This is a genomic window from Yinghuangia sp. YIM S09857 (assembly GCF_051388915.1).
GTDB lineage: Bacteria > Actinomycetota > Actinomycetes > Streptomycetales > Streptomycetaceae > Yinghuangia.
In genome coordinates this window covers 67,023-93,199 of record NZ_JBPKBH010000026.1, presented here as the reverse complement: position 1 = coordinate 93,199, position 26,177 = coordinate 67,023, and the positions used below count along the sequence as shown (strand labels likewise).

At 72.2% G+C, this 26,177-nt stretch carries 22 protein-coding genes and 1 pseudogene; 12 read left to right on the top strand and 11 right to left on the bottom strand.

What is annotated here, in order from left to right; translation table 11 throughout:
* Window positions 1-164: 164 nt before the first annotated feature.
* Window positions 165-1,115, bottom strand: a complete 951-nt coding sequence (gene galE, locus ACRX5S_RS36405) for a UDP-glucose 4-epimerase GalE (RefSeq protein ID WP_436777518.1) — start codon at window positions 1,113-1,115, stop codon at window positions 165-167.
* A 425-nt stretch (window positions 1,116-1,540) separates the two neighbouring features.
* Between galE and ACRX5S_RS36400 the strand changes: the two genes are divergently transcribed.
* The 5 genes from ACRX5S_RS36400 to ACRX5S_RS36380 all read left to right on the top strand — a co-directional run bounded on the left by ACRX5S_RS36400 (window position 1,541) and on the right by ACRX5S_RS36380 (window position 7,528).
* Window positions 1,541-2,863 carry an ABC transporter substrate-binding protein gene (locus ACRX5S_RS36400; protein ID WP_436777517.1) on the top strand — a complete coding sequence of 441 codons (1,323 nt, stop codon included), beginning with the start codon at window positions 1,541-1,543 and terminating at the stop codon, window positions 2,861-2,863.
* A 164-nt stretch (window positions 2,864-3,027) separates the two neighbouring features.
* Window positions 3,028-4,035, top strand: a complete 1,008-nt coding sequence (locus ACRX5S_RS36395; RefSeq protein ID WP_436777516.1) for a carbohydrate ABC transporter permease — start codon at window positions 3,028-3,030, stop codon at window positions 4,033-4,035.
* 29 nt (window positions 4,036-4,064) lie between these two features.
* The gene (locus ACRX5S_RS36390; RefSeq protein ID WP_436777563.1) at window positions 4,065-4,958 is read left to right on the top strand and encodes a carbohydrate ABC transporter permease; all 894 of its coding nucleotides are present in this window, start codon (window positions 4,065-4,067) and stop codon (window positions 4,956-4,958) included.
* 70 nt (window positions 4,959-5,028) lie between these two features.
* On the top strand, window positions 5,029-6,486 hold the full coding sequence (locus tag ACRX5S_RS36385) for a GH1 family beta-glucosidase (RefSeq protein ID WP_436777515.1): 1,458 nt from the start codon (window positions 5,029-5,031) through the stop codon (window positions 6,484-6,486).
* The gene (locus tag ACRX5S_RS36380; RefSeq protein WP_436777514.1) at window positions 6,479-7,528 is read left to right on the top strand and encodes a LacI family DNA-binding transcriptional regulator; all 1,050 of its coding nucleotides are present in this window, start codon (window positions 6,479-6,481) and stop codon (window positions 7,526-7,528) included. Before ACRX5S_RS36385 ends, ACRX5S_RS36380 begins: the two co-directional genes overlap by 8 nt.
* Before the next feature lie 90 nt (window positions 7,529-7,618).
* Here the strand turns inward: ACRX5S_RS36380 and ACRX5S_RS36375 are convergent, their stop codons facing one another.
* From ACRX5S_RS36375 to ACRX5S_RS36345, 7 genes and pseudogenes are all read right to left on the bottom strand, one after another.
* Window positions 7,619-8,509, bottom strand: a complete 891-nt coding sequence (locus ACRX5S_RS36375) for an urease accessory protein UreD (protein WP_436777513.1) — start codon at window positions 8,507-8,509, stop codon at window positions 7,619-7,621.
* Window positions 8,510-8,852: 343 nt separating this feature from the next.
* Window positions 8,853-9,527: pseudogene (gene ureG, locus ACRX5S_RS36370) on the bottom strand (urease accessory protein UreG); the annotation flags it as partial.
* Entirely contained in the window at window positions 9,517-10,206 is a 690-nt protein-coding gene (locus ACRX5S_RS36365; RefSeq protein ID WP_436777512.1) for an urease accessory protein UreF, read from the bottom strand. The gene ACRX5S_RS36365 and the pseudogene ureG, both read right to left, overlap by 11 nt.
* A gap of 116 nt (window positions 10,207-10,322) precedes the next feature.
* Window positions 10,323-12,044 carry an urease subunit alpha gene (locus tag ACRX5S_RS36360; RefSeq protein WP_436777511.1) on the bottom strand — a complete coding sequence of 574 codons (1,722 nt, stop codon included), beginning with the start codon at window positions 12,042-12,044 and terminating at the stop codon, window positions 10,323-10,325.
* On the bottom strand, window positions 12,041-12,553 hold the full coding sequence (locus ACRX5S_RS36355) for an urease subunit beta (protein WP_436777510.1): 513 nt from the start codon (window positions 12,551-12,553) through the stop codon (window positions 12,041-12,043). The genes ACRX5S_RS36360 and ACRX5S_RS36355 overlap by 4 nt, the downstream gene beginning before the upstream one ends.
* Window positions 12,550-12,852: an urease subunit gamma gene (locus tag ACRX5S_RS36350; RefSeq protein ID WP_436777562.1), complete on the bottom strand. Its 303-nt coding sequence runs from the start codon at window positions 12,850-12,852 to the stop codon at window positions 12,550-12,552. The genes ACRX5S_RS36355 and ACRX5S_RS36350 overlap by 4 nt, the downstream gene beginning before the upstream one ends.
* Window positions 12,853-13,134: 282 nt before the next feature.
* Complete coding sequence (locus ACRX5S_RS36345; protein WP_436777509.1) at window positions 13,135-15,264, bottom strand: prolyl oligopeptidase family serine peptidase; 2,130 nt, start codon at window positions 15,262-15,264, stop codon at window positions 13,135-13,137.
* A 532-nt stretch (window positions 15,265-15,796) separates the two neighbouring features.
* On the opposite strand from ACRX5S_RS36345, the gene ehuB reads away from it, so the two are divergent.
* The 7 genes from ehuB (at window position 15,797) to ACRX5S_RS36310 (ending at window position 22,189) form a co-directional block, all read left to right on the top strand.
* A complete protein-coding gene (gene ehuB, locus ACRX5S_RS36340) occupies window positions 15,797-16,741 on the top strand; it encodes an ectoine/hydroxyectoine ABC transporter substrate-binding protein EhuB (protein ID WP_436777508.1) in 945 nt (314 codons plus the stop codon).
* A gap of 25 nt (window positions 16,742-16,766) precedes the next feature.
* On the top strand, window positions 16,767-17,480 hold the full coding sequence (ehuC, locus tag ACRX5S_RS36335; RefSeq protein ID WP_436777507.1) for an ectoine/hydroxyectoine ABC transporter permease subunit EhuC: 714 nt from the start codon (window positions 16,767-16,769) through the stop codon (window positions 17,478-17,480).
* The gene (ehuD, locus tag ACRX5S_RS36330; RefSeq protein WP_436777506.1) at window positions 17,477-18,139 is read left to right on the top strand and encodes an ectoine/hydroxyectoine ABC transporter permease subunit EhuD; all 663 of its coding nucleotides are present in this window, start codon (window positions 17,477-17,479) and stop codon (window positions 18,137-18,139) included. Before ehuC ends, ehuD begins: the two co-directional genes overlap by 4 nt.
* A 49-nt stretch (window positions 18,140-18,188) precedes the next feature.
* Window positions 18,189-19,007, top strand: a complete 819-nt coding sequence (gene ehuA, locus ACRX5S_RS36325) for an ectoine/hydroxyectoine ABC transporter ATP-binding protein EhuA (RefSeq protein WP_436777505.1) — start codon at window positions 18,189-18,191, stop codon at window positions 19,005-19,007.
* A gap of 61 nt (window positions 19,008-19,068) precedes the next feature.
* Window positions 19,069-19,497, top strand: a complete 429-nt coding sequence (arfB, locus tag ACRX5S_RS36320; RefSeq protein WP_436777504.1) for an alternative ribosome rescue aminoacyl-tRNA hydrolase ArfB — start codon at window positions 19,069-19,071, stop codon at window positions 19,495-19,497.
* Between the two features lie 284 nt (window positions 19,498-19,781).
* On the top strand, window positions 19,782-21,119 hold the full coding sequence (locus ACRX5S_RS36315; protein WP_436777503.1) for a hypothetical protein: 1,338 nt from the start codon (window positions 19,782-19,784) through the stop codon (window positions 21,117-21,119).
* 494 nt (window positions 21,120-21,613) lie between these two features.
* The gene (locus ACRX5S_RS36310; RefSeq protein ID WP_436777502.1) at window positions 21,614-22,189 is read left to right on the top strand and encodes an ATP-binding protein; all 576 of its coding nucleotides are present in this window, start codon (window positions 21,614-21,616) and stop codon (window positions 22,187-22,189) included.
* Between the two features lie 83 nt (window positions 22,190-22,272).
* On the opposite strand, the gene ACRX5S_RS36305 is transcribed toward ACRX5S_RS36310, so the two are convergent.
* From ACRX5S_RS36305 to yidD, 3 genes are all read right to left on the bottom strand, one after another.
* Entirely contained in the window at window positions 22,273-23,508 is a 1,236-nt protein-coding gene (locus ACRX5S_RS36305; protein ID WP_436777501.1) for a cytochrome P450, read from the bottom strand.
* A 190-nt stretch (window positions 23,509-23,698) separates the two neighbouring features.
* Window positions 23,699-24,877 carry an acyl-CoA dehydrogenase family protein gene (locus ACRX5S_RS36300; RefSeq protein WP_436777500.1) on the bottom strand — a complete coding sequence of 393 codons (1,179 nt, stop codon included), beginning with the start codon at window positions 24,875-24,877 and terminating at the stop codon, window positions 23,699-23,701.
* A 108-nt stretch (window positions 24,878-24,985) separates the two neighbouring features.
* Window positions 24,986-25,780: a membrane protein insertion efficiency factor YidD gene (yidD, locus tag ACRX5S_RS36295; protein WP_436777499.1), complete on the bottom strand. Its 795-nt coding sequence runs from the start codon at window positions 25,778-25,780 to the stop codon at window positions 24,986-24,988.
* Window positions 25,781-26,177: the final 397 nt, after the last annotated feature.

Genomic DNA, 26,177 nt, shown 5'->3' with positions numbered 1-26,177 from the left:
AAAAAGTACTACCCCACCAACGTTCTGTGCGCTGACAGCTCGCGAAGAACCGGAATTGCAGCCAACCGAAACCTTGTCCGCTACTATTGCTTCGCTCGCGAACCTGTGTAGTTCGCATGGAAGGGCGTCCTTGGCCGGGCGCCCTTCCGCTTTTTTGGGCCGGTCTACGGGGTCATCAGGGCCCAGGCGTCGGCGATGATGCGGGCCAGGTCGGGGTGCTCGGGCTTCCAGCCGAGGAGGTCGTGGGCGCGGGCGGCGGAGGCGACGAGGACGGCGGGGTCGCCGGCGCGGCGCGGGGCCTCGACCGCGGGGATCGGGTGGCCGGTCACCAGGCGCGCCGTCTCGATGACCTCCAGGACGGAGAAGCCCACACCGTTGCCGAGGTTGCAGATCTCGTGGCGGCCGGGGGCGGCGGCTTCGAGGGCGAGGACGTGTGCGCGGGCCAGGTCGGCGATGTGCAGGTAGTCGCGGATGCAGGTGCCGTCGCGGGTCGGCCAGTCGGTGCCGTTGACCTGGATGTTCTCGCGGAGGCCCTGCGCGACCTGGAGCACGATCGGGATCAGGTGCGTCTCGCGGACATGCCGTTCGCCCAGCCCCGCGTGCGCGCCGGCGACGTTGAAGTAGCGGAGCGACACCGCGGCGAGGCCGTAGGCGCTCGCGTACGAGGTCAGCAGGTGGTCGACGGCGAGTTTGGAGGCACCGTACGGGTTCGTGGGGCGAGTTTCGGCCGCCTCGGGGATCGGGACGGTCGCGGGTTCGCCGTAGACGGCCGCGGTCGAGGAGAACACGAAGCGCGGCACGTCGTGCTCGCGGACCGCATCGAGGAGGGCGAGCGTCCCGCCGACGTTGGTGTGCCAGTAGGCGGCGGGGTCGGCGACCGAGTCGGCGACCAGGGAGCGTGCCGCGAAGTGCAGGACGCCGTCGTGGTGTTCGGCGGCCAGGACCGATCCGGCGTCGGCGACATCTGCCGCCACGAAGCCGGCGCCCGGCGGGACCGCGTCGCGGTGCCCGGTGGACAGGTCGTCCAGCACGGTGACGTCGTGTCCGGACTTCAGGAGAACCGCCGTGGTCACCGAGCCGATGTAGCCCGCTCCGCCCGTGACGAGAAGTCGCATCTGATCCGCCTCCGGTTGTGCGCCGAGGCACCAGAATGCGGGGCCGGTGTGAGATCCCGCTGAGAAACCGGTGATGACCGGATGATTGCCCGCACGTAACGTAGCGGTTCCGGAGCCTTGACACCGGGCGGCGTACGCGCCAATCTCACTGCTGTGAGAGCGCTCTCACAGCAGGAAAGAGCGCTCCCGCAGCAGGCTTTGCCACGCCGTTTTCCGCGCTGTCTCTCGTGCTGTCCCGTGCTGTCCTCGTGCTGCCCCGGGTTGATTTCCGCACGCCCTTTGCCGGCGCCGCACGCTCTTGCGCCACCGCACCACCGCACCACCGCACCACCGCACGTCCGCACGTCCGCACGCCTGTACGTCCGCACGTCCCGCACGCCCATGCCCGCGTCCCACCGACCGACCCCGTCCCAGGAGGTCCCCTCATGCGCTTGCCCTCCGGCCGCTCCAGAGCGCTGGCCGTACTCTGCGCCACCGTCCTCGCCGGCTCCGTCCTCGCCGGCTGCGGCTCCGACGACGATGACGACAACAAGGACCCGGCGGGCGGCGCCGGCGACCCCGGCAAGCAGATCACGCTCAACGTCGGCCTGTTCGGCTCGTTCGGGTTCGAGGAGGCCGGCCTCTACAAGGAGTACGAAGCCCTCCACCCGAACATCAAGATCAAGCAGAACGTCACCCAGAAGGAAGAGGTGTACTGGCCCGCCCTCCAGACGCGCCTCGGCGGCGGGGGCGACCTCGACGACATCCAGGGCGTCGAGGTCGGCCGCATCATCGACGTGGCGAAGAACCAGACCGACAAGTGGCTCGACCTCAACACCCTGGGCGCGCAGTCCCAGACCGCGGAATACCTGGAGTGGAAGTCCAAGGCGGCCACCAGCCCCGACGGCAAGGTGGTCGCACTCGGCACCGACATCGGCCCGATGGCCATCTGCTACCGCACGGACCTGTTCCAGCAGGCCGGACTGCCCACCGGACGCGACGAGTTGGCGCAGCGCTGGTCGACGTGGGAGGGGTACCTCGACGTCGGACGCCAGTTCGCGGCGAAGGCCCCCAAGGGCTCGGCGTACATGGACAGCGTCACCGGCATGTACAACGCCATGATCGGCCAGCAGCAAACCTTCTACTACGACGCCGCGGGCAAGCTGATCTACGACACGAACCCGGCCGTCCGCAACGCGTTCGACCTGTCGGCGAAGGCCGGGCAGGACGGGCTGAGCGCCAAGCTCGTGCAGTTCCAGAACGACTGGGACCAGGCGTTCGCCAAGGGCGGCTTCGCCACGGTGTCCTGCCCGTCGTGGATGATCGGCTACATCAAGGAGAAGTCGGGCGACGACGCGAAGGGCAAGTGGGACGTCGCCCCCGCACCCGGCGCGACCGGCAACTGGGGCGGGTCGTACCTCGCGATTCCGAAGGGGGCCAAGCACCCCAAGGAGGCCTACGACTTGCTCACCTGGCTGACGGCCAAGGAGCAGCAGGTCAAGCTGTTCCAGCAGCGCGGCTCGTTCCCGTCGCGTACGACCGCCATCTCGCAGGTCGCCGACACGACCGACCCGTACTTCAACAACGCGCCCATCGGGCAGATCTTCAGCCAGTCCGCACAGAAGATGCCGGTACAGACGCTCGGCGTCCGCGACGGCGACGTGAAGGCCGCGATCCAGAACGCCCTCATCGCCGTCGAGGCGCAGGGGGTCAAGCCCGACAAGGCCTGGGACGACGCCAAGTCGTCGATCAAGGCCGCTCTCGGCTAGTGCCGTAACCGGAAAGGTCCACCGAGAGCCGGCAAACCTTCCGGCCGCAGCACTGGTCCCGTGACCGGGCACCCGGCTCGGTCCCCGGCGTTCGTCCCTGCGCCGGGGACCGGCCCCCGCTCCGCCTTCCGTCCGCTCCTCCCCCACGCCCCGAGGACATCCGCATGGCCGTCACGTCGCCGACAGCAGTGCAGCCGGCAACGCCCACCACGGCGCCGACCCGCCGCCAGTTGTGGCGGCGGCGCGGCACCAAGGCCGCACCGTACGCGTTCATCGCGCCCTTCTTCGTGTTCTTCGCGGCGTTCGGGCTCTTCCCGCTCATCTACACCGGCTATGTCTCGTTGCACCGCGTGCAGTTGCAGAACCCGGACGCGATGTCCTGGGTCGGGTTCGACAACTACACGACGCTGCTCAAGGACGAGTTCTTCTGGAACTCGCTGAAGAACACCTTCACCATCGGGGTCATCTCCACGGTCCCGCAGCTCTGCCTCGCGCTGGGCCTCGCGCACCTGCTCAACTACCGCCTGCGCGGCCGGACTTTCTTCCGCGTCGCGCTGCTGCTGCCGTACGCCACCTCCGTCGCCGCCGCGACGCTCGTCTTCGCCGGGTTGTTCGGCCGCGACTACGGCATGCTCAACTGGTTCCTCGGCCTCGTCGGCGTCGACCCGATCGACTGGTTCAACGAGAAGTGGCCGTCCCAGATCGCCATCTCCACGATCGTGACGTGGCGTTGGACCGGCTACAACACGCTGATCTACCTCGCCGCCATGCAGGCGATACCGCGGGAACGCTACGAGGCCGCGATGATGGACGGCGCGCGGCGGTGGCAGCAGTTCCGCCACGTGACGCTGCCGGGGCTGCGGCCCACGATCATCTTCACCATCATCGTGTCGACGATCGGCGCGCTCCAGATCTTCGGCGAGCCGCTGCTGTTGCAGGGCGGCACCACCGGCATGAACGGCGGGGCCTCGCGCCAATACCAGACCACCGGCCTCTACATGTACCAGACCGGTTGGCAGTACTTCTCACTCGGAAAGGCCGCCGCCATCGCGTGGCTGCTGTTCCTCGTCATCGTGCTCGTGATCGGCGTCAACGCCGCGATCGCCCGTTACCGCGCCAAGTCGGCCGCGGGCAAGCTGACCGCGGCAAAGCCGCCGAACGGGAAGAGGTGACCGACGTGTCCGCCACCACCACGCCCCTGATGGCCGCCAAGTCCTCTGCGGACGACGGACGTTCGCGACGATTGGGCAGGCGTCCCGGAAGGCGTCGGCTGCGGCCCCACGACCAGGCCGGCGTCGTGACGTACGTGATCCTCATCCTGGCCACGCTCGTCTCGGCGTTCCCGTTCTACTGGTCCATCGTCGCGGCCACCCGCTCCAACTCCGAGATCAACGAGGTGCCCCCGCCGTTCCTCCCCGGCGGCGGGCTCACCGGGAACTTCGAGCAGGCGAACGAGCAGGCGAACATCACCGAAGCCCTGGTGAATTCGACCATCGTGTCGGGAACTGTCGCGCTGGGCACGGTGCTTGCCTGCACGCTCGCCGGATTCGCCTTCGCGAAGCTGCGGTTCCGCGGCCGCGGCGCGCTGCTGTCGTTCACCGTCGGCACGATGATGATTCCGCCGCAACTGGGCCTCATCCCGCTCTACATGATGATGGCCAAGCTCGGTTGGGCGAACGAACTCCAGTCGGTGATCCTGCCGACCCTGGTGACGGCGTTCGGCGTCTTCTTCATGCGCCAATACCTCGCCGAGGCACTGCCGGACGAACTGATCGAGGCGGGCCGCGTCGACGGCGCCTCGCACTTCCGGATCTTCTGGAGCATCGTCATCCCGATCGCCCGCCCGGCCATGGCCGTTCTGGGCCTGCTGACCTTCATGACCACCTGGAACGACTTCTTCTGGCCGATCATCGCGCTCAGCCAGGACAACCCCACGGTCCAGGTCGCGATCAACTCCCTCGGCGGCGGCTACGTGCCCGACCAGTCGGTGATCCTCGCCGGAACCGTCCTCGGCACGCTCCCGGTCCTGGTGGTCTTCGGGCTGCTGGGCCGCCAGATCGTCGGCGGCATCATGCAGGGCGCCGTGAAGGGCTGACCAACCGCCCCGGCCGGCCCGGCACTTCCCACCCCCCTATTGCCAACTCCCGCACAGAGAAGGACAACGCGTGCGTACGACCACCGAAGAAGACTCGCCCGCCGGACTCGCCGACGCGCTCCCCGCCGGGTTCCTGTGGGGCGCCGCGACCGCGTCGTACCAGATCGAGGGCGCCGTGGACGCCGACGGACGCTCGCCGTCGATCTGGGACACCTTCTCCCACACGCCGGGCCGCGTGCGCGACGGCGACACCGGCGACGTCGCCGCCGACCACTACCACCGCTACCGCACGGACGTCGCGCTGATGGGCGGACTCGGCCTGGGCGCGTACCGCTTCTCCGTCTCCTGGTCGCGCGTCCTGCCCGAGCCGGGCGGCCGGGCCAACGCCCGCGGACTGGCCTTCTACGAACGGCTCGTCGACGCGCTGCTGGAGGCGGGTGTCGTCCCGGCGCTGACGCTCTACCACTGGGACCTGCCGCAGTACCTCCAGGACACGGGCGGCTGGACGAACCGCGACACCGCCGCGCGGTTCGCCGAGTACGCCGACACCGTCGCCCGCACCCTCGGCGACCGCGTCCCGATGTGGACCACGCTCAACGAGCCGTGGTGCTCGGCATTCCTCGGGTACGCCTCCGGGGTGCACGCCCCCGGCATCACCGACCCGGCCGCCGCCCTGACGGCCCATCACCATCTGCTGCTGGCACACGGCGAGGGTGTGGCCGCACTGCGCGCGGCGCTCCCGTCCGACCGGCGGATCTCGCTGGTCCTCAACCCCGCCGCGGTGCGCGCGGCTTCGGACGACCCGGTCGACGTCGACGCCGCCCGGCGCATCGACGGACTGGCCAACCGGATCTTCCTGGACCCCGTGCTGCGCGGCAGCTACCCGGCCGACGTGCTCGCCGACACCGCGTCCGTCACCGACTGGTCGCACATCCGCGACGGCGACCTCGCCGCCATCTCCCGGCCGATCGACGAGATGGGCGTCAACTACTACACGCCGTCGCTGGTGAGCGGGGGTGCGAAGCCCGGCGACCCGCGCAACGACGGGCACGGGGTGAGCGCCTACTCGCCCTGGCCCGCGTGCGACGACGTGCGGTTCCGGCACACCCCGGGGCCGCGCACCGCGATGGACTGGCCGGTCGACCCGAGCGGGCTGTACGACGTGATCATGCGCGTCCGCTCCGAGGCCCCCGGACTGCCGCTGCTGGTCACCGAGAACGGCGCGGCGTACGACGACACCATCGCCCCGGACGGCGTGATCGCCGACCCCGGGCGGCAGGCCTACATCGCCTCCCATCTCGCGGCGATCGGCCGGGCGGTCGCGGACGGGGCCGACGTACGCGGGTATTTCGTGTGGTCGCTGATGGACAACTTCGAGTGGGCCTACGGCTACGCCAAACGCTTCGGCATCATCCACGTGGACTTCGCCACCGGTCGCCGTACCCTCAAGGACAGCGCGCACTGGTACGCGTCGGTCATCGCCGCACACCGCGGCCGCAACGGAGACGGGGAGCCGCAGGGTGCCTGACGAGACGACGCCGGGTGGTTCGGGGCGGTCGGCCGGTACTGCGCCGCCCCCGCCGGAGGCCCCGACCCTGGAGACGGTCGCCGCGGTGGCCGGGGTCTCGCGCGCCACCGTCTCCCGGGTCATCAACAACTCGCCGAAGGTGAGCCCGCAGGTCCGCGAGGTCGTCGAGGCGGCGATCGCGAAGACCGGGTACGTGCCCAACCGCGCCGCCCGGACCCTGGTCACGCGGCGCACGGACTCGGTCGCGCTGGTCATCCAGGAGCCGGAGACGCACCTGTTCGGCGACCCGTACCTGACCGGCATCGTGCGCTCGGTGAGCGAGGAACTGTCGGGCACCGACACGCAGTTGGTACTGATGATGGTCCGCACGTCCGGCGATCAGCAGCGCCTCGAACGCTACTTGCGCGGCGGCCACGTGGACGGCGCGCTACTCGTCTCGCTGCACGGCGACGCGATGCTGCCGAACCGCCTCGTGCAGGCGGGGATTCCGGTGGTCGTCGGCGGACGCCCGCTCGGCCACGCCGAGGGCATCACGTACGTCGACGCGGACAACGTGGGCGGCGCCCGGCTGGCCACCCGCTACCTGCACGAGCAAGGCCGCTGCCGGGTGGCGACGATCGCCGGGCCGCAGGACATGTGCGCGGGCATCGACCGCCTGAAGGGCTACCTGGATGAGGTGGACGGCGAACCGCTCGTCGTACACGGCGACTTCACGCGCGACTCGGGCTCGGCGGCGATGCGCGAACTGCTGCGCGCCGCGGACGACGTGGACGCCGTCTTCGCCGCCTCCGACCTGATGGCCGCGGCGGCGGTCTCGGTGCTGCGCGAGTCGGGCCGCCGCGTCCCGGAGGACGTCGCGGTCGTCGGCTTCGACGACGTCGAGGCCGCGCTGTGGTCCGACCCCCCGCTCACCACCGTCCACCAGCCGGTCCACGAACAGGGCCGCCGCATGACGCGTCTGCTGCTCGACCACGTCATCGCGGGCGACGGCGCGGCACCGGTGATACTGCCGACCCATTTGGTAACACGAGCGTCGGCGTAACGGAGCCGCGCGGCGGCGTGTTCACCGCGCCGGTCCCGTCTGCACCGCGCAAGTCCTGCAATCCCGCGCCGCCTTCGGTACCGCGCCGGGTCAGCGGGCGGCTGCGGCAGGTCGCGTGGGACCGGGGACGCCAGGTGTCGCCGCCCCCGTCGCGGCGTGCCCTCCAAGAACCCGCGCACTCGCCCGTACCGCCTCGTCCGACCGCGCGGCGGCGGCCGGTTCGGGGGCGTCCTCGGCCAACAGGCGTTCGGCGGTGAGGGTGTCGGGGGCGGTCACCGTCGTGAGCAGACCTCCGCCGGCCAGTTCGCAGACCGCGCGGCCGACGGTGCTGGGCGGGTGCGGGGTGCTGCCGGGGATGTCGGGGAAGCGCAGCCGGGTCGCGACGACCGTGCCGCCCGCGGTTCCGGCGGGGCCGCGCCAACCGGGCTTGGCCGCCGGGCCGTACGCCGACTGCTGCCGCAGCAGCGGGCGCCCCTCGGCGGTGACGTCCCAGCGCGAGACCGCGTCGCCGCAGGCTTCCGCGGCGCGGCCGAGCACCAGGATCTCGGACATCAGGAGACGCGTCGCGCGGCCGAGCGTGACCTTCACGAGCGACTCGTAGCGGGCTCCGGCCGCCACGACGACCGGCTCGGGCAGCCACTCCAGCTCGCCACCGTCGTCGACGACGATCTCGACGCGCTGGCGTGCCGGTTCGCCGGTGCCCGGCAGCACGACGGCGGCCGCGGCGGTACGCACGGTCAGCCGCGCACCGGGCCCGACCTCGATCCGCACCGACAGGTCGTCGCCGCCGAGCGGCCCCGCGGCGCCCGCGACGAACACGACCTCCGCGCCCGGACCGGGGACGGAGGCGATGCGGGGCAGCAGCGGCACCTGGCCGCGGACCTCCACGACCCGCGTCACCGGCCCGGAGCCGCGACCGCCGCTCCGTCCGCCCCGCCGCAGCGGCGCCGTCTCGGCGCGGACGACCGCACCGGCCTCCATCGCCGGGTCACCCCGCCGCGGACGCGGCAGACGCGCTCGGATCGGAGGAAATCCCGTTTCTCGCAGCGGAGTTCACGGCGGCGCGCGTCGCGCCCCCGGCACTCGCGGCGGCCCCGGCGGCAAGGCCCTCGACGGCTTCCGCTGCCTCCGCGGCGCCCGCAACCCGCTCGGCGACCTCCGTCGCCCCCGCGGCCCGGGCGACAGCGCTCGCGGCGGCTCCCCCGACTCCCGCCGGCGCCGCGGCCCCCGCCTGCGCGGCCTCCGCGACAACGCCCGCGGTGCCCCCAGCCCCGACCCCATCCCTGCCCCCGGCGACGTCGACCGCGACCGGCACCGCGCCACCCGCCTGCCACGCCCCAAGCTGCGCAAGCACCCACTCCGTCACCGGAGCCGCGCCCGGCTCGCCGCGAAGTGACAGGAACATCACAGGAGTTCCCGGCCGCATGCGGGCCGCGTCGCGGTCCATCACGCCGAGGTCCGCGCCGACCTGCGGGGCGAGGTCGGTCTTGTTGACCACCAGCAGGTCGGACCGGGTGACGCCGGGTCCGCCCTTGCGCGGCACCTTGTCGCCGCCGGACACGTCGATCACGAACAACTGCACATCGGCGAGCCCGCGGCTGAACGTCATCGTCAGGTTGTCGCCACCCGACTCGATGACCACCAACTCCAGGTCCCCGTGGGCCGCTTCGAGGTCCTCGACGGCGTCCAGGTTGCCGCTGATGTCGTCGCGCACCGCCGTGTGCGGGCAGCAGCCCGTCTGCACGGCGGCGATGCGGTCGGCGGCCAGGACCCCCGCGGCGCGCAGGAAGTCGGCGTCCTCGGTGGTGTAGATGTCGTTGGTCACCACCGCCAGCGAGACCTTGCCGGCGAGCGCCCGGCACAGGGCCGCCACCAGCGCGGTCTTGCCCGAGCCGACCGGCCCGCCGATGCCCACCCGAAGCGGGCGGGATCCCGGCACCACCGCCGGGACCCGGCGCACGTGGCCCCCGGAACCACCGCTGTCGTGGTCACGATGCAAAGTGAACGACCTCCTCGCGGGCGTGCAGTTCGGCGCAGACGTCCAGGCCCGGTGCGGACCACGCGGGCAGGCGGTCCCAGTCGCCGTCCGCGAGCACGGTGCGGGCCGCGGTGGCGGCCTCCTCGGCGACCTGGTCGCAGTGCCCGGCCATTTCCGCCAGCACGACCGTGACCGCGATCGGGTCGAAGGACAGCAGCTTCACGGCGGCCGAGGCCGGGCCGTTGACGGTGTTGGTGGCGGCCAGCACGGCCGCCTCGCGGGCGTCGAGCCGCGCCCGGGTGGCCGCGGCGCCGAGCACGATCGCGTGGTGCGGCGACACGCCGAGCGCCGTCCAGGGCTCCTCCGGCCAGGCCGCCCGCGCGATCCGGCGGAGCGAACGGCCTTGCGCCCGCGAGGAGGCGCGCGAGGAGGCCGAGGGGGTGCGCGCGTCCAGTTCGGCGTCGAGGTCCGCCCAGGGTCCGTCGGCGTCGAGCCCGTAGGGCCCGGCGACGAGTGCCGCGCACGCGGCGAACGCGGCCTGGACGGTGCCGTTCCCGTACAGCCGGCCGAGCAGGAAGTCGGTGAGCGTGTCGAGGTCGTGCACCTCGCCGCGTGCCACCGCGTTCTCCAGCCCGCCGGAGTGCGCGTGTCCGCCCGCCGGGAGTCGTGAGTCGCCCAGGAGGAGAAGTCCCGCCGCCATTGCCAACCACCTCTTACCGTTCTAGCCGTCGATTCCGGGTTCTGGCCGGTCACCGCTGCTGTCCACGTCGTCCGTCGACGCTCCTGTCAAGCTACCCGCCCATTGTTAATGGACCGTCAGAACAGGAAGTAACGCTGCGCCATCGGCAGGGTTGCCGCCGGTTGCGCCACCACTTTCTCGCCGTCGATGTGCACGGCGAATGTGCCGGGGTCCACGTCGATCCGCGGCATCGCGTCGTTGAGCGGCATCGCGCTTTTGCCGCGCCCGCGCACGTCGGCGACCGGCACCAGGCGCCGCCGCACGTCGATGCGCTCGGCGAGCCCCGCGTCGAGCGCCGCCGGCGCGACGAAGTGCACGCTTGTCGCGGCGGCGGTGCGTGACGCGGCCCCGAACATGGGCCGCGGCAGCACCGGTTGGGGGGTCGGGATGGACGCGTTCGCGTCGCCCATCGCCGCGTACGCGATGGCGCCGCCCTTGAGGACCGCGTGCGGGCGTACCCCGAAGAACGCGGGCTCCCACAGGACGAGGTCGGCGAGTTTGCCGACCGCGACCGACCCGATTTCGTCGTCGAGCCCGTGCGCCACGGCCGGGCAGATTGTGTACTTCGCCACATAGCGCCGCGCGCGCAAATTGTCTGATGCGCCGTCACCGGGAAGAGCACCGCGCCGCACTTTGTTGACATGCGCCGTTTGCCACGTGCGCAGGACCGTCTCGCCCACGCGTCCCATCGCCTGGCTGTCCGAGCCGATCATCGAGATCGCCCCGAGGTCGTGCAGGACGTCCTCGGCGGCGATGGTCGACGGCCGGATCCGCGACTCGGCGAACGCGAGGTCCTCGGGGACCGACGGGTTCAGGTGATGGCACACCATGAGCATGTCGAGGTGTTCCTCGACGGTGTTGACCGTGTGTGGCCGCGTCGGATTCGTGGACGACGGAAGGATGTTGGGCATCGAGGCGACGGTGATGATGTCGGGCGCGTGCCCGCCGCCCGCACCCTCGGTGTGGTACGCGTGGATCGTCCGGTCGCCGATGGCCGCGAGGGTGCCTTCCACGAAGCCGGTCTCGTTGAGCGTGTCGCTGTGCAGCGCGACCTGCACGCCCGCCGCCTCGGCCACGCGCAGGCTCGCGTCGATGGCGGCCGGGGTCGAGCCCCAGTCCTCGTGCACCTTGAACCCGGCCGCACCCGCTCGCAGTTGCTCCCACATCGCCTCCTCGGAGACGGTGTTGCCCTTGCCGAGGAGCACGAAGTTGACCGGGATCTCGTCGAGGGATTCGAGCATGCGGGCCAGGTGCCACGCACCGGGTGTCACGGTGGTCGCCTTGCTGCCCTCGGCGGGCCCGGTGCCGCCCGCGATCATCGTGGTGACGCCCGCGCCCAGCGCCTCGCCGAACTGCTGGGGGCAGATGAGATGGACGTGGCAGTCGACCGCGCCCGCGGTGAGGATGCGGCCGTTGCCCGAGATGATCTCGGTGGACGGGCCGATCACCAGGTCGGGATGGACGCCGTCCATGGTGTCGGGATTGCCCGCCTTGCCGATGCCGGCGATACGGCCGTCGCGGATGCCGACGTCGGCCTTGACCACACCCCAGTGGTCGAGGATGACCGCGCCGGTGATGACGGTGTCGGGGGCGCCGTCCGCGCGCGTGGCCACGGACTGGCCCATCGACTCGCGGATCACCTTGCCGCCGCCGAAGATCACCTCGTCGCCGCCCGCGCCGTGCGGGCGGCACAGGTCCTCGGTGACCTCGACGACCAGGTCGGTGTCGGCGAGACGGATGCGGTCGCCGGTGGTGGGGCCGTAGAGCAGGGCGTAGCGGTGGCGGTCGATCGCGCTCACGTCTCCACCTCCGGCGTGGAAGTCGGCTGCGGGCTCCGGCCGTTGGGGGACGGGTCGGCGGCGTCCGTTGCGCGGGGGCTTCCGGCGGCCGCGGTACGCCCGGCTCCGGCATCGCCCGCGCCGCCCAGCACCCCGCCGCGCCCCGCCTTCAGCCCCCGTACGACGCGCGCCCCGGCCAGCGGCACGAGTGCCACCTCGCGGGCGATGCCGGGCTCGAAGCGGACGGCCGTACCCGCCGGGACGTCCAGGCGCCGCCCCCACGCCGCCGCACGGTCGAAGTCGAGTGCGTCGTTGGCGGCCGGGAAATGGAGGTGCGAGCCGACCTGGACCGGCCGGTCGCCGGTGTTGAGCACGCGCAGGACGGTGACCGGGCGGCCGGGGTTGAGCGGCACCGGGTCGGCGCCGAGGAGGAGTTCGCCGGGGACGACCGGTCGCGGGGCCTTCCCGCCCGGACCGTTGGGCGCGGCCGATCCGCCGGTCACGCCCGACACGCCGGACGCGCCGCTCACGGGATCGGGTGGTGCACCGTCACGAGCTTGGTGCCGTCCGGGAACGTCGCCTCCACCTGCACCTCCCCCAGCATCTCGGGGACGCCGTCCATGACGTCGTCCCGGCCGAGGACGTGGCGCCCGGCCTCCTGGAGGTCGGCCACGGACCGCCCGTCCCTGGCCCCTTCGAGCAGGAAGGAGGACAGCACGGCGACCGCCTCCGGGTAGTTGAGCCGCAGGCCGCGCTCCCTGCGGCGCCGCGCGAGATCAGCGGCGTACGAGAGCATCAGGCGCTCTTGCTCGTGCGGCGTCAGCAGCACGTCGGCCCCCCGTTCCTCCAGTCGACCCGTCTCCTCCTGGTGCACCGAGAATTCACGCCTCGTGTTACCCGCCGGTGCGGCCGTTGTTGCCGGGAGGTATCCAATTCCTCACGCCCCGCAATTGCGGTGGCTGACCAGCGGTTTCGCGGGAGGGACGCCGACCGGGCCGCAGGCACGCCCGCCCGAACGGGTGAGAGCGGGCGCGCACGCTGTCCACTGTGCGCGCGGCTGCGCGCGCGAACGGGACGATCGGCGCGGGCGCGCCCGCGGCTTGACGGTGCGTCAGAAGCCGCCCCCGGGCGGCGCCTCGACGGCGTCCGCCGGGTCGAAGCCGAACACCTTGCCGAAGAACCACAGTTCGGCCTCGCGGGTGCGGATGATGTTCTCCGCCCTGCGGAAGCCGTGCTGTTCGCCCTCGAAGGCGAGATACACGTACGGCAGCCCCTTCGCCTTGACCGCCTCCACGATCATCTCCGACTGCGCGGGCGGCACCACCTTGTCCTCCAGGCCCTGGAACACCGCGAGCGGGCAGGTCAGATCGTCGGTGTGGTTGATCGGCGACAGCTCCTTGTAGCGGTCCGCGGCCTCCGGGTACGGACCGACCAGCCCGTCCAGGTACCGCGATTCGAACTTGTGCGTGTCGCGCGCGAGCGCCGCGAGGTCCGCGACGCCGAAGTGGTTGGCCCCCGCCGCGAAGGTGTCGCCGAACGCCAGCGCCGCGAGCGTCGTGAACCCGCCCGCCGAACCGCCGCGGATCGCGAGCCGTCCGGGGTCGACCACGCCGGTGGCGGCGAGGTGCCGGGCCGCGGCGTCGCAGTCCTCGACGTCGACGACTCCCCAGGCGTCGTTGAGCAGTTCGCGGTACGGACGGCCGTAGCCGGTGCTGCCGCCGTAGTTCACCGACACGAGGGCGAAGCCGCGCGTCGTCCAGTACTGCACGTCGAGCGTGAGCATCGCGCGCGCCATCGACGTGGGTCCGCCGTGGATCGTGACGAGCAGCGGGGGCAGGGTGCCTGCGGGCGCGCGTACCCCGGGGTTGCGGGGGCGGTACAGGATGCCGTACGCGGTGCGGCCGTCCGCGGACGGGAACGAGATCGGCTCGGGGATCGAGAACCAGTCCGGCGTGACCACCGCGGCGCGGGCCGGGCGCAGGCGCTCCAGCAGCGCGTGGCCGCCGCCCTCGCGCTCCTCGCCCAGGTCGCCGAGGTCGGTCTCGGTGTCGTCGATGTCGCGGTCGAACACCGGGTCCGACTCGTCGGTGACCGGACGCCCGTGCTCGTCGGGCACCGAGATACCGAGCGGCTCCGCCTCCTCGGCCGGTCCGGCGCCGATGAGCACGATGTCCGCGCCGCCCTCCGGCCCCGCGGCGACCTGGTCCACCCAGGTCAGGCCGGTCACCATGGCCTGCGGCGGCTGCTCGGGACGGGACGGGTCGACCAGGGCCAGGTCGTACAGCCCGTCGCTCGCCAGCGCGCACGCCACGCGGCCGTCGGCGAGGAACGCGAACTGCCGCTGGCCGAAGACCCACTGCGGGCCGCCGATCTCGCCGTCCACCGGCGCGACCACCTCGACCTGCCCGCCGGCGCCGACCCGGTGCAGGTTCCACCAGCCGTCGCGGCGGTCGGACGAGAACCACAGCGAGCCGTCCGGCGCCCAGGCCGGTTGCAGCACCGACTCGCCGGGCCCGCCGGCCATCACCTCGGCGCCGGTGAGCTCCGGTGCGCCGTCCACGATGTCCACACGCGCGACGACCAGCTCCGTGGCGTCCCAGGGCATGTCCGGGTGGTTCCACTGCGTCCACGCGAGTGCCGTGCCGCCGGGGGCGACGCGCGGCGAGGACACGAAGTCGGGGCCGGTCACCAACACCCGGACCTGTGCCGGATCGTCGGCCGCCCCGCCGTCCAGCGGCAGCGCGACGAGTTCGTTGACCGCTTCTCCGTGTGCCTCGACCGCGGCCGGCTCGTGGCTCTCGCGCACCGCGACGACCCACGCCCGCTCGCCCCAGACGCCCGCGGGGACGATCTCGGCGTCGGCGTAGCGCCACCCGTGCGCGACACTCGGCTCCGGCGCCACCGGCACGGGATCCGCCCCGCCGGGATCGAGCCGGTGGAGCCGCTGGTCGGCCCAGTTCGCGTAGACCACCACCCCGTCGCGCACCGCCCACGCCCCGCCGCCGTACTCGTGCACCCGGGTGCGCGCGGAGACCCCCTCGGGCAGGACGTCGACCCGTGCGCCGTCCGGCCCACGCCGCACCAACTGCTCGCGCCCACCCTCCGACGGCCGCGACTCCGACCACCAGACATCGCGCCCGTCGACCCGCACCTCGCCCGGCGATGCGGCACCGACAACCAGCGCCTCCGCGGTGATCGGAGACGGCCAGGACCCGTACGGAAGTTCGGTCTGAGTACTCATGGGCTCGATTCTGTCGTGCACAGCCGCCGCCGAGGTGCCCGCAACGGCGAGGAGCGGCGATCCCGGGTCGCCGCCACAGCCGGGCGGGGCCGCGGGGCCGCCCCGCCGCCGCCGCACTTTGTCCGTTCACCGGATGCCGATCGGCGCCGAGCGGACGTCGGCGGACATCGGACCCGGCGCGGCTCGCTCGGCCGCCCACTCGGTGCGAACGAGACAAAACCCAGCACATCCCCCTCGCGCGCTTGATCACGTCCCGATAACGAAGCGCCGGTGGTCGCGCGGGTCGCGACCCACGGAACACGCGAGGCGGCTAAGCCAGAAAAATGAAGATAAGGAACATAACGCCACATCGTTGATCGCGAAACGATGACGAAAGCGTGCCAATTGTTTGCCTCGCTGCCTTGGCGGACCCCCTCAAGGGTCCCTAGGGTCGCCACGTCGTTCCGGCCGTGGCGTCTCTCACCGGAGCGGGGACCGGGTGTCCGCTCGACTGGGCGGTGACTTTCCGAGACAGGGCAAGGAGACGTTGGGTTTGGATGTCACCGACCAGAGATCCCAGCATGCGGGCGGGCTTTCCCGGCGCCGCCTGCTGCGCGGAGCCGCCGGCGCGGGAATGGCGGTGACCCTCTTCGGCACCACCGCCGCGACGACCGGGTGCAGCCGCATCGACCTTGAGGACGAGCCGGACGGCGGCACGCTGCTGAAGCGGCTGCGCGACCGGGGCTCGGTCCGCGTCGGGTTCGCCAACGAGGCGCCGTACAGCTTCCTCGACAAGGACGCCGAACTCACCGGCGAAGCGGCCGAGTTGGCCAAGGTCATCTTCAAGCGGCTGGGCGTTCCGAAGATCGACCCGGTGCCGGCGGACTTCGGTGCGCTGATCGCGGGCCTGCGGTCGGGCCTGTTCGACATCATCGGCGCCGGGATGTCCATCCTCCCCTCACGCTGCGAGGCGGTGCTGTTCACCGACCCGGAGTTCAACGCCTCCGAGGCGTTCCTGGTGCCCAAGGGAAACCCCAAGGGGCTGCGAACGATGGCCGACGTCGCCTCCTCCGGCGCGTCGCTCGGCGTCCTGCTCGGCGCGGTGGAACTGGACATCGCGACGAAGAGCGGCGTGTCCGAGTCCAGGATCACCCGGTTCGCCGACCAGCCGAGCGCCTTCGACGGCGTGGCCGGCAACCGCGTCGACGCGGTCGCCCTCACCGCGATCTCGCTGCGCTGGGGCCTCCAGCAGCGTTCGCACCTGAACCTCGAGGTGACGGAGCCGTACCGCCCGGTCATCGACGGCCAGGAGTTCATCGCCGCGGCCGGCGGCTTCGCGGTGCGGCCGGACCAGAGCAACTTCGTCGAGGCGTTCAACCGGGAACTGCACGTGCTCCGCGACAGCGGCCAACTCCTGGAGATCCAGAGGCCGTTCGGCTTCACGGAGAAGGACGTGCCGGCACCCGACCTCACCGCGGAGAAGGTGTGTCAAGGATGACGGCCGGAGAGGAGGGGGTGCGCGCATGACCTCCGGACAAATCGAACTTCTGCTCGACGGCGCGCTCAACACCATCTACCTGACGCTCGGCGGCTCCGGGCTGGCGCTGGTCCTGGCCCTGACGGTCGGCATCGCGCGCGCCCGCGGCAACCGGGTGGTGCGCTTCCTCGGCGCCTGCTACGTCGAGCTCTTCCGCGGCCTGCCGGTCCTGGTGCTCGCCTTCTGGTTCGTCTTCGCGCTGCCCGCGCTCGGCTGGCAGCTCGCGCCGCTGTGGGCGGGCATGCTGGCCCTCGGGCTGAACCTCGGGGCGTACGCCGCCGAGGTGGTCCGCGGTGCCTTCACCGCCGTGCCGCGCGCCCAGTCCGAGGCCGCGATCGCCCTCAACCTGTCCCGGTGGCAGCGCATCCGGTACGTCGAGTTCCCGCAGGCGTTCGTCGCGATGCTGCCGCCGCTGGGCAACAACCTGATCGAGTTGCTGAAGGCGTCCGCCGCGGTGTCGATCGTGTCGATCCCCGACCTGACCTTCAACGGCCAGCTCGTCCGCATGTCGTCCGGTGAGACCACGCTGGTCTTCACCGGACTGCTGTTCGGCTACGGCGCGATCGCCCTGGTCCTGACGTCGTTCATGCGGCTGCTGGAGCGCTACGCCGCGCGCTCGCTCGGCCGGGTACCGGACTCGGGCGGCGGCGGACCGAAGCGGCTCCGGCGCACGGCCCGACGGGCGGAGGCGGCATCGTGAACTGGGACTGGGACTACGCCTGGGACATCGTCCCCGACCTGTGGGACGGCATGCTCGTCGCCCTGGAGGCGACCGCGTACGGCTACGTGCTCGCCCTGGTGCTCGGCCTCGCCCTGGCCCTGCTGCGCCGCTCGCGACGCCGCTGGGTGTCGCTGCCGGTGGCCGCGGTCTCGGAGTTCATCCGCTCCACGCCGCTGCTCGTGCAGCTCTTCTTCATGTACTACATGCTCCCGACCATCGGGATCACCTGGGGCGCGCTCACCGTGGGCGCCCTGACCCTGGGCATCCACTACGCCACCTACACCTCCGAGGTGTACCGCTCGGGCATCGACAACGTGCCGGTCGGGCAGTGGGAGGCGGCCACCGCGCTGAACCTGCCGACGCGGCGGGTGTGGACGTCGGTGATCCTGCCGCAGGCCGTGCCGAGGGTCATCCCGGCGCTGGCCAACTACGTCATCGCCATGTTCAAGGACACGCCGCAGCTCATCGCGATCAGCGTCGTGGAGGTGTTCGCCGTCGCGCGCGAGGAGAACTCCCAGACGTTCCAGACCCTGGAGCCGTTCACCATGGCCGGGATCTTCTACCTGGTCATCGCGCTGGCGATGTCCGCGGTCGCTCGGCTCGTCGAACGCCGCTTCGGGAAGGTGCGCTCGACATGACCCCGAAGGCCGACGCCGCGAACCGCCCCACCCCGACCGGAGGCACCCGATGAAGGACACCCCGACCCCCGAGGCGAAGTCCGCCGAGCCCGGCCGGAACGACTTCGTGACGTTCGAGAACATCGGGAAGCGCTTCGGCAGGCAGGTCGTGCTGAACGACCTGTGCTTCTCCGTGGGCGCGGGCGAGCGCGTCACGCTCATCGGGCCCAGCGGCTCGGGCAAGACGACGATCCTGCGCATGCTGATGACGCTCGTCCGACCGGACAGCGGGGTGATCCGGATCGGCGGCGAGCCCCTGTACCAGGAGATGCGCGGGGGCCGCCTCGTACCCGCGTCGGAGAAGCACATCCGCGCCATGCGCGGGCGCATCACGATGGTGTTCCAGCAGTTCAACCTGTTCCCCAACATGCGGGTGCTGCGGAACGTCACGGAGGCGCCCATCCGCGTCCACGGGGTCCCCAAGGCGGAGGCCGAGGAGCGCGCCGCGTCGCTGCTGGAGCTGGTCGGCCTGCGGGACAAGCTCGACGCCTATCCGTCGCAGCTCTCCGGCGGCCAGCAGCAGCGCGTGGCCATCGCCCGGGCCCTGGCGGTCCGGCCCGACATCCTGCTCCTGGACGAGGTGACCTCGGCCCTCGACCCGGAGATCGCCGCCGAAGTGCTGGACGTCCTGCGGGAGGTCGCCCGGACCACCGACGTGACGATGCTGTGCGTGACGCACGCCATGCGCTTCGCCCGCGACGTGTCCAACCGCGTGCTGATGTTCAGCGACGGGGGGATCGTCGAGTCCGGCCCGCCGGAGCAGATCTTCGGCGATCCGCAGCACGACCGCACGCGGCGCTTCCTGAAGTCGGTGCTGGAGGAAGCCTGAGCCCCGGCGCGACGGCGGAAAGTGCTTGGACGGGAGCCGCGGCCCGGCGGACAATGGATCCATGCCGACAGATCTCGAAATCCGCGGCTCGGTGGTGCCCGCGGCCGAGCTGTCCTGGCGTTTTTCACGCTCCTCCGGGCCCGGCGGGCAGTCGGTCAACACGACGGACAGCCGTGCGGAGGTGTCGTTCGACCTCGCCGCGACCTCCGCGCTGCCGGAGCCGCTGAAGGCACGGGCGCTGCGGAACCTGGCGGACCGGCTGGTCGACGGGGTGCTGACGGTGGCCGCCTCGGAGCAGCGGTCGCAGCTGATGAACCGTCAGGCGGCCCGGCGGCGGCTCGCCGAGATGCTGGTGGAGGCCACCGCGCCGCCCCCGCCGCCGCGTCGGCCGACGCGGCCGAGCCGGGGGGCGAAGGAGCGGCGGCTTGCCGGCAAGGCGCATCGCAGTGAGGTGAAGCGGCTGCGGCGGTCACCGAGCGGCGGCGAGTAGAGCGCTCGGGGCGAATAGAGCGATCGGGGCGAGTCGGCCGCCTGCGTGTTAAATGTCGCAATTATCATTGTTTATAGCGACAATCAGGCATGGCCAGCAGCTCGGGTTCCTCGGACACGCCCTCGGATCAGCCCCTGGATCGGTCTCCGGAAGAGTCTCCGGGGCAGCCCTCTGACGAGTCGGCAGACGTTCCTTCGCGGGCTGCTGCGGACGAGGGGGCGAGCGCGCTGTCGGGGGACGAGCGCGCCGAGTTGGAGGCGTTGCGGAAGCGTACGTCCGGACGGGTGAAGCGCCGGTTCCGAGCCGCCGCATCCGCGCTGGTGCTCACCCTCGCGTGCCTGCTCGCGCTGCTCTCGGTGGTCGCGGTCTGGGCCGACGACGTCATCGAGGACACCGACACGTACGTCGCGACCGTCGCGCCCCTCGCGCACGACCCCGCGGTGCAGCAGGCCGTCACCAACCGCGTCACCACCGCGCTGAGCAGCCGGATCGACATGGACGCGGTCACCGACGCGCTCGCCGACACGCTGACGAACAACGGCCTGTCGCCCGGCGTCGCCGACCAGTTGCGCCGCCTGTCCGGGCCGCTGGAGAGCGGCATCGAGGGTTTCGTCCGCGATCAGGTCGAGTCCATCGTGCAGAGCGACACCTTCGCCGACCTGTGGACCACCGCCAACCGCGACGCGCACGCCTCGATGGTCAAGATCCTCACCGGCGAGGGCAGCGACACGGTGGACGTCGACGGCGGCACCGTGCGGCTGCAACTCGGGCCGATCATCGCGCAGGCCCAACAGCGCCTCGTGGACCGGGGGTTCGGCCTCGCCGGAGCGATCCCCGAGGTGGACCGGTCGATCGTGCTCGTGCAGTCCGACCAGCTCGACGAGGTCCGCACGTACGTCCGCATCCTGCACGCCGTCGGCTGGTGGCTCCCCCTCATCGCGCTCGCCGTCGCCGCGCTCGGCGTCTGGATCGCGCCGAACCGCCGCCGCGCGTTCATCGGCCTCGGCTTCGGCGTGCTCGCGGCCATGCTGGTCCTCGTGCTGGGCCTGGTGATCGGCCGCCGCATCTACCTGGACCGGCTGCCGGCGAGCGTCGAACAGGGCGCCGCGAAGGCGGTGTTCGACGCGCTGGTCAAGTTCCTCCGCGAGTCGGCCTGGACCCTCGCGGTCCTCGGCGTCGTGACCGCGCTGACCGCGTTCCTGTACGGCCCGGCCCGCCTCGCCCGGACGATCCGCCGCGGTCTCACCGGCGGCCTCGGCGCGGCCGGGCGCGCCGCGGCGGACGCGGGCGTGCGCACCGGCGCGGTGGGGACGTGGGTCGCCGCCCACCGCGGCCCGCTCTACCTCGGTGTCATCGCCCTCGGCGGCCTGTGGCTGTTCCTCTGGAACGATCCGACGCCCGGATCGGTGCTGCTGGTGGCGGTGCTGGTGGCTCTGGTGCTGGCGGTTCTGGAGGCCGTCGCGGCCGCGGCCGCCGCCGAGCGGGAGGCCGGTGCGCGGGGCGGGAAGGACCACGGCGGCGACGAGGGCGGCGGCGGTGCCACCACCTGGGAGGCCGACGAGGCGAAGTCGCGTACGCCCAGCGGCCCCATGAAGGACCCGCGAACGTCGCACGAAGACTGAACGACGGCTGAACGACGGCGCGACGAAGGTGCGACGAAGGCTCGACGAAGGCGCCCGTCACTATGCGTCGGCGCCTGGACACGGCATGGCGTCGGCCATCAGTATGCAGATACGGGCAAACCTGACCGGCAAAACATCACGTCCGATGTCATTCCGGATCACAGGCGGAAAACCATGGATGCTTCATCTCGGGGCGCTTCACACTGGCCATCCAAGCCGCTCCGCACTTTTGAGGATCCAGGGATGCGCCATCCCTCAGTGGGCGCGTGCCGCCCCCCGGACCTGACTTTCCGTCAGGCCGATCCCCGGCCGCGCACCTTCCCCCGCCCTCTTCCGTCCGCACCCCAGGGGAACCACCACAGGCATCACACCACGCACGCCACGCACGATCCCGGCAGCCCCGCCGCATCCCTCGCCCCCACCCCGCGGCGCCGTCGGCCACCCGGTCCGAACCACGTCAGAGACCACGACCACCGCCGACCACGGGGCCGCACATGACTGTGCCAGGACGGCCCGGCTCGCGCCGGGCCGCGCATCGTGAGAGCGCCGAAGCGCGCGTACGCCGGAGTCTGGAGACCGCCGTCGGCGCCGGCCCCCCGGGGCCCCGCACCGGGTCGGAGGCCCCCGGCCCGGACCACGCCCCCACCCCCTCCCCCGGTCCCGTGCTGGTCCGTTGGACGCTGCCGCCGGTGGTCGCCGTGGTGCCCGAAGTCCGGCACCGCCTGCGCGACGTCTTGCGGGGTTGGCACATTCACCGCGACCTTGAGGACACTCTCTTGCTCGTGGCGACCGAACTCGTGTCCAACGCGGTCCGACACGCTGCGGTTCTGACCGAGCGGGTACGCGTCACCCTCGCCCTCACCCAGGGCCGGATCCGGCTCGACGTCGCCGACGACCACCCGTTCCGGCCCCGCGCGCTCATGGACACCGACGAGGACTCGGAGGACGGCCGCGGCCTGCTGATCGTGAAGCTGACGGTAGCCGAGGCGCACGGGGTGATCGACGTGCTGCCGTCGTCGGCGGGGAAGACGATCCGCGTCCGGGTGCCGCTGCTGAGAGCCGCGTACTGACCCCCGCCGGAGCACCGATCCAGGCGCACCGCCCGAGCGCCGGCGGACCTGAGCGCCGCCCGACCCCGCCGAACTCCCGGCCGTCAGGGCGCCGGAACCACGCGCAGCGGCACGCTCTCCAACGTCCGCGAGACGTGTCCGAGCCGTCGCCGCGGCTCGCCCGCCAGTTCGACGCTCTCGACCCGCGACACCAGCGCGCCCAGCAGCGCCTTCGCCTCCAGCCGGGCGAGGGCCTGCCCCGCGCAGCTGTGCGTACCCGAGCCGAAAGCGAGGTGGTCCACGGGATTGCGTCCGACGTCGAAGCGGTCCGGGTCGGCCCACTTGCGGCCGTCGCGGTTGGCCGAGCCGAACAGCAGCATGGCCCGCGCGCCCTCCGGCACCTTGGCCCCGTCGACCTCGGTGTCGCGGGTGACCGTCCGGAAGAACGCCTGGACCGGCGCGTCGTACCTCAGCACCTCCTCGAAGGCGCCCGGGATCAGCGCCGGGTTGGCGCGCAACGCCGCCCATTGCTCCGGGTGTTCGGCGAGCAGGAGCAGCATCTGCGCGAGCGCGTCCGAGGTCGTGCCCATGCCGGACACCAGGAAGGTCATGACCACCGACAGCGCCTCGACGTCGTTGACCTCGCCGCGGTCCGCCGCCTCGTAGACCTTGGCACCCATGCCGTCCGGGTCCAGGTTCTCGCGCGTGACCACCTCGCCGACGTAGCGCACGAGTTCGTCGAGCAGCGGCAGCGCGGCGTCGGCGCGCGGGCCCGCCGGACCGAAGTTGTCGAACACCGCGGCCGACCACTGCGGCAGCCGCTCGCGGCCCTGCACCGGCAGACCGACCAGATCCCCGAGCACCTCCACCGGGAAGGTGCGCCCCCAGTCGGCCACGGCGTCGAACGACCCTCGTTCGACCAGGTCCTTGACCAGGTCCTCGGCCCGCACCCGGATCATGTCGCCGAGCCGCGGCAGGTGGCGCGGGCCCAACTGCGCGCCCATCAGCCGCCGGTAGCGGTCGTGGTCGGGCGGGTCGACGCTGCTGGGCAGCCCGGCCTCGACCGGGTCGTCCAGTACGCGCAGGCCGATGCCGCCGCGCGACGAGAACGTCGCGGAGTCGCGGAGCGCGTCGCGGACGTCGGCGTAGCGCCCGATGGCCCAGACGTCGTGCAGCGGCACGTGCACCGCGGCACCGGCCTCGCGCACGCGGGCCCAGGCCGGGTACGGGTCCGCGAGCACGTCGTCCGCGAAGGGGTCGAATCCGGGGTCGAGCGCCGGGGCAGGCCCCGGATCCGGCGCGGGGCCGGCCGCGCTCGCCGGGTCGGGCTGCGCACTCACACGTACCTTCTTCCTCGGCCCTGCACCGGCCGTCGACGCACCGGTCGGCCCGCGGGACGGCGGGGCCGGAAACGCTGGGAGCAAGGTAGTGCCATTCGCCGGGCACCAGAAGACCCATAACGGACGTAATGCCCGGTTGGCCAAAGGGAGTCCGCAGGTGCGGGGGCGCCGGACGGCGCTCCCGCACCCGTCAGCGGAACGCGTCCAACCCGGTCAGCGCCTTGCCGATGACGAGCGTGTGCATCTCGGACGTGCCCTCGTACGTCAGCACCGACTCCAGGTTCGTCATGTGCCGCATGACCGGGTACTCCAGTGAAATGCCGTTGGCGCCGAGGATCGTGCGCGCGGTGCGGCAGATCTCGATCGCCTCGCGCACGTTGTTGAGCTTGCCGAAGCTGACCTGCTCGGGACGCAGCGTCCCGGCGTCCTTGCGGCGGCCCAGGTGCAGGGCGAGCAGCAGGCCCTTGTGCAGTTCGAGGGCCATGTCGGCGAACTTCGCCTGGGTGAGCTGGAATCCGGCGATCGGACGGCCGAACTGCTCGCGGCCCCCGGCGTATTCCAGAGCGGCCTCCAGGCAGGTCCGCGCCGCGCCGAGCGAACCCCACACGATGCCGTAGCGCGCCTCGCCCAAGCAGGTCAGCGGCCCGCGCATGCCGACGACGCCGGGCAGCACGGCCGATTCCGGCAGCCGTACGTCGTCGAGCACCAGTTCGCTGGTGACCGAGGCGCGCAGCGACATCTTGTGGCGGATCTCCGGGGCCGAGAACCCCAGGGAGTCGGTCGGCACGACGAACCCGCGCACGCCCTCGTCCGTCTGCGCCCACACCACCGCGACCGCGGCCACCGAGCCGTTGGTGATCCACATCTTCCGGCCGTTCAGGACCCAGTCGCCGCCGTCGCGCTTCGCACGGGTGCGCATCGACGCCGGATCGGACCCGATGTCCGGCTCGGTGAGCCCGAAGCAGCCGATCGCCTCGCCCGCGGCCATGCGCGGCAGCCACTCGTCCTTCTGCTCGTCGGAGCCGAAGCGGTGGATCGCGAACATCGCCAGCGAGCCCTGCACCGACACGAGCGAGCGCAGCCCGGAGTCGCAGGCCTCGAATTCCAGGCAGGCCAGTCCGTACTGGACCGCGGACGCCCCGGCGCAGCCGTAGCCCTCCAGGTGCATGCCGAACGCCCCGATGCGGCCCAGCTCCACCGCCAGTTCGCGGACGACGGGCAGTTCGCCGCGCTCGAACCAGTCGGCGACGTGCGGCGTCACGCGCTCGGCGCAGAACCGCCGCACGGTGTCGCGCACCGCCAGCTCCTCGGCGTCGAACAGGTCGTCGATGCCCAGTGGATCCCGCGGGTCGAACGGCGCACGCGCCATGACTGCCTCCCGGTCGATGAACGAAGACGCGACGCGGCCGCGCTTCCTGCGGCTCCCTTGCTACCACTCAGTACGGGCGCGTGTCTGCCCGCCTGGCCTACGCCGCGCCTAGTGTGCGGGGTCGGCCTCGGGGACGGGGTCGTGGCCGCCGGGGTGGTTCCGGTTGCAACGCGACAGCCGGCGCAGCGTCATGCGGCTGCCGCGCCAGGCCCCGTGGCGTTGCAGCGAGGTGGCGGCGTACGTCGAACAGCTCGGCGTGTACCGGCACACCGGCGCGGCCTTGCGCGGGCTGATGCTCACGCGGTACCAGCGCACCGCGCGGAACAGCGTGCGCGCGGCCCGGCCCCGCGGCAGGACGCCGTCGACCGACGACGGCGGCTTCGCGGGTACGTCGGGGCGGGCGGGCCGCCGGCCGACCAGGGCGCGCAGGACGGACCAGAGCGCGACGAACGGCAGCGTGAGGACCATGACGATCAGGCACCCGTCGCAGCCGCAGCCGTCGCCCCCGCCGCGGCCTCCGCCGCCACCGCCGCCCCGGCCGCCGCCTCCGCCGGGCATGCAGCCGCAGCCGTCCTTGTCACCGCCACCGCCGCTGCTGTTGCCGCCGCCGGTGTTGGGTGTCGCGTCGCCGGAGGGGCCGTTGTCGTAGTTGCGGTCGCGCCCGCCGCCGTCGCGGCCCCCACCGCTTCGGCCGCCGCCGTCACCGCCACCGCCCATCTCGCCGAGCGCGTCGACGATCTCGCTGTCGTCGTCCTGACCACACGGGTTCTCGCACGGATTCCGCAACGGCTCGCGGCAGTTCTGCCGGTGCTGCACCGGCGGCTGTCCGCCCGGGCCGAACGGGTTGTTGCCCCCGTAGTGGCCGCCCCCGCCATAGGGATTGTTCGGATTCGCGTGCGACACGCCTTGCCTCCCCGAGTGTGGTCATCCGTGCAAATCGCAACCGGGCAGCCCCCATCCAACCCGGTACCCCACCAGAGTTCGCAAGTCCCGCTTCCGGTTCCCGCCCTGGTGAGGACGGGACAAACGCGGCAGGAGAGCTGGGCAGGAGCCGGCGGCGGACTGGCCCCGCCCTCCACCGCGGCGAGGACAAAGGCAATCGACGAGCCGCGCGGGCAAGCCGCACGGCCGCGAGCGAGCTGGACGCGAAACCGGGCCCGGTGGAAGGCGGGGCCGCGGGCGTGGTGCCGCGCAGGCGGCGAAACGCAGGGAAGGAGAGCGCGGCGGCGGACTTTCGCGCTGTCCGCCGCCGCGTTCACCTCCGTGCTGCTCCGCGCCGCGGCCCGCGACGCCGGGCCCG

Coding starts and splice junctions, on each gene's coding strand:
- galE (WP_436777518.1), bottom strand. CDS start 1,115: ATGCGACTTCTCGTCACGGGCGGAGCGGGCTACATCGGCTCGGTGACC.
- ACRX5S_RS36400 (WP_436777517.1), top strand. CDS start 1,541: ATGCGCTTGCCCTCCGGCCGCTCCAGAGCGCTGGCCGTACTCTGCGCC.
- ACRX5S_RS36365 (WP_436777512.1), bottom strand. CDS start 10,206: ATGGCGGCGGGACTTCTCCTCCTGGGCGACTCACGACTCCCGGCGGGC.
- ACRX5S_RS36395 (WP_436777516.1), top strand. CDS start 3,028: ATGGCCGTCACGTCGCCGACAGCAGTGCAGCCGGCAACGCCCACCACG.
- ehuC (WP_436777507.1), top strand. CDS start 16,767: ATGACCTCCGGACAAATCGAACTTCTGCTCGACGGCGCGCTCAACACC.
- ACRX5S_RS36345 (WP_436777509.1), bottom strand. CDS start 15,264: ATGAGTACTCAGACCGAACTTCCGTACGGGTCCTGGCCGTCTCCGATC.
- ACRX5S_RS36390 (WP_436777563.1), top strand. CDS start 4,065: ATGGCCGCCAAGTCCTCTGCGGACGACGGACGTTCGCGACGATTGGGC.
- arfB (WP_436777504.1), top strand. CDS start 19,069: ATGCCGACAGATCTCGAAATCCGCGGCTCGGTGGTGCCCGCGGCCGAG.
- ehuA (WP_436777505.1), top strand. CDS start 18,189: ATGAAGGACACCCCGACCCCCGAGGCGAAGTCCGCCGAGCCCGGCCGG.
- ACRX5S_RS36310 (WP_436777502.1), top strand. CDS start 21,614: ATGACTGTGCCAGGACGGCCCGGCTCGCGCCGGGCCGCGCATCGTGAG.
- ACRX5S_RS36375 (WP_436777513.1), bottom strand. CDS start 8,509: ATGGAGGCCGGTGCGGTCGTCCGCGCCGAGACGGCGCCGCTGCGGCGG.
- ACRX5S_RS36300 (WP_436777500.1), bottom strand. CDS start 24,877: ATGGCGCGTGCGCCGTTCGACCCGCGGGATCCACTGGGCATCGACGAC.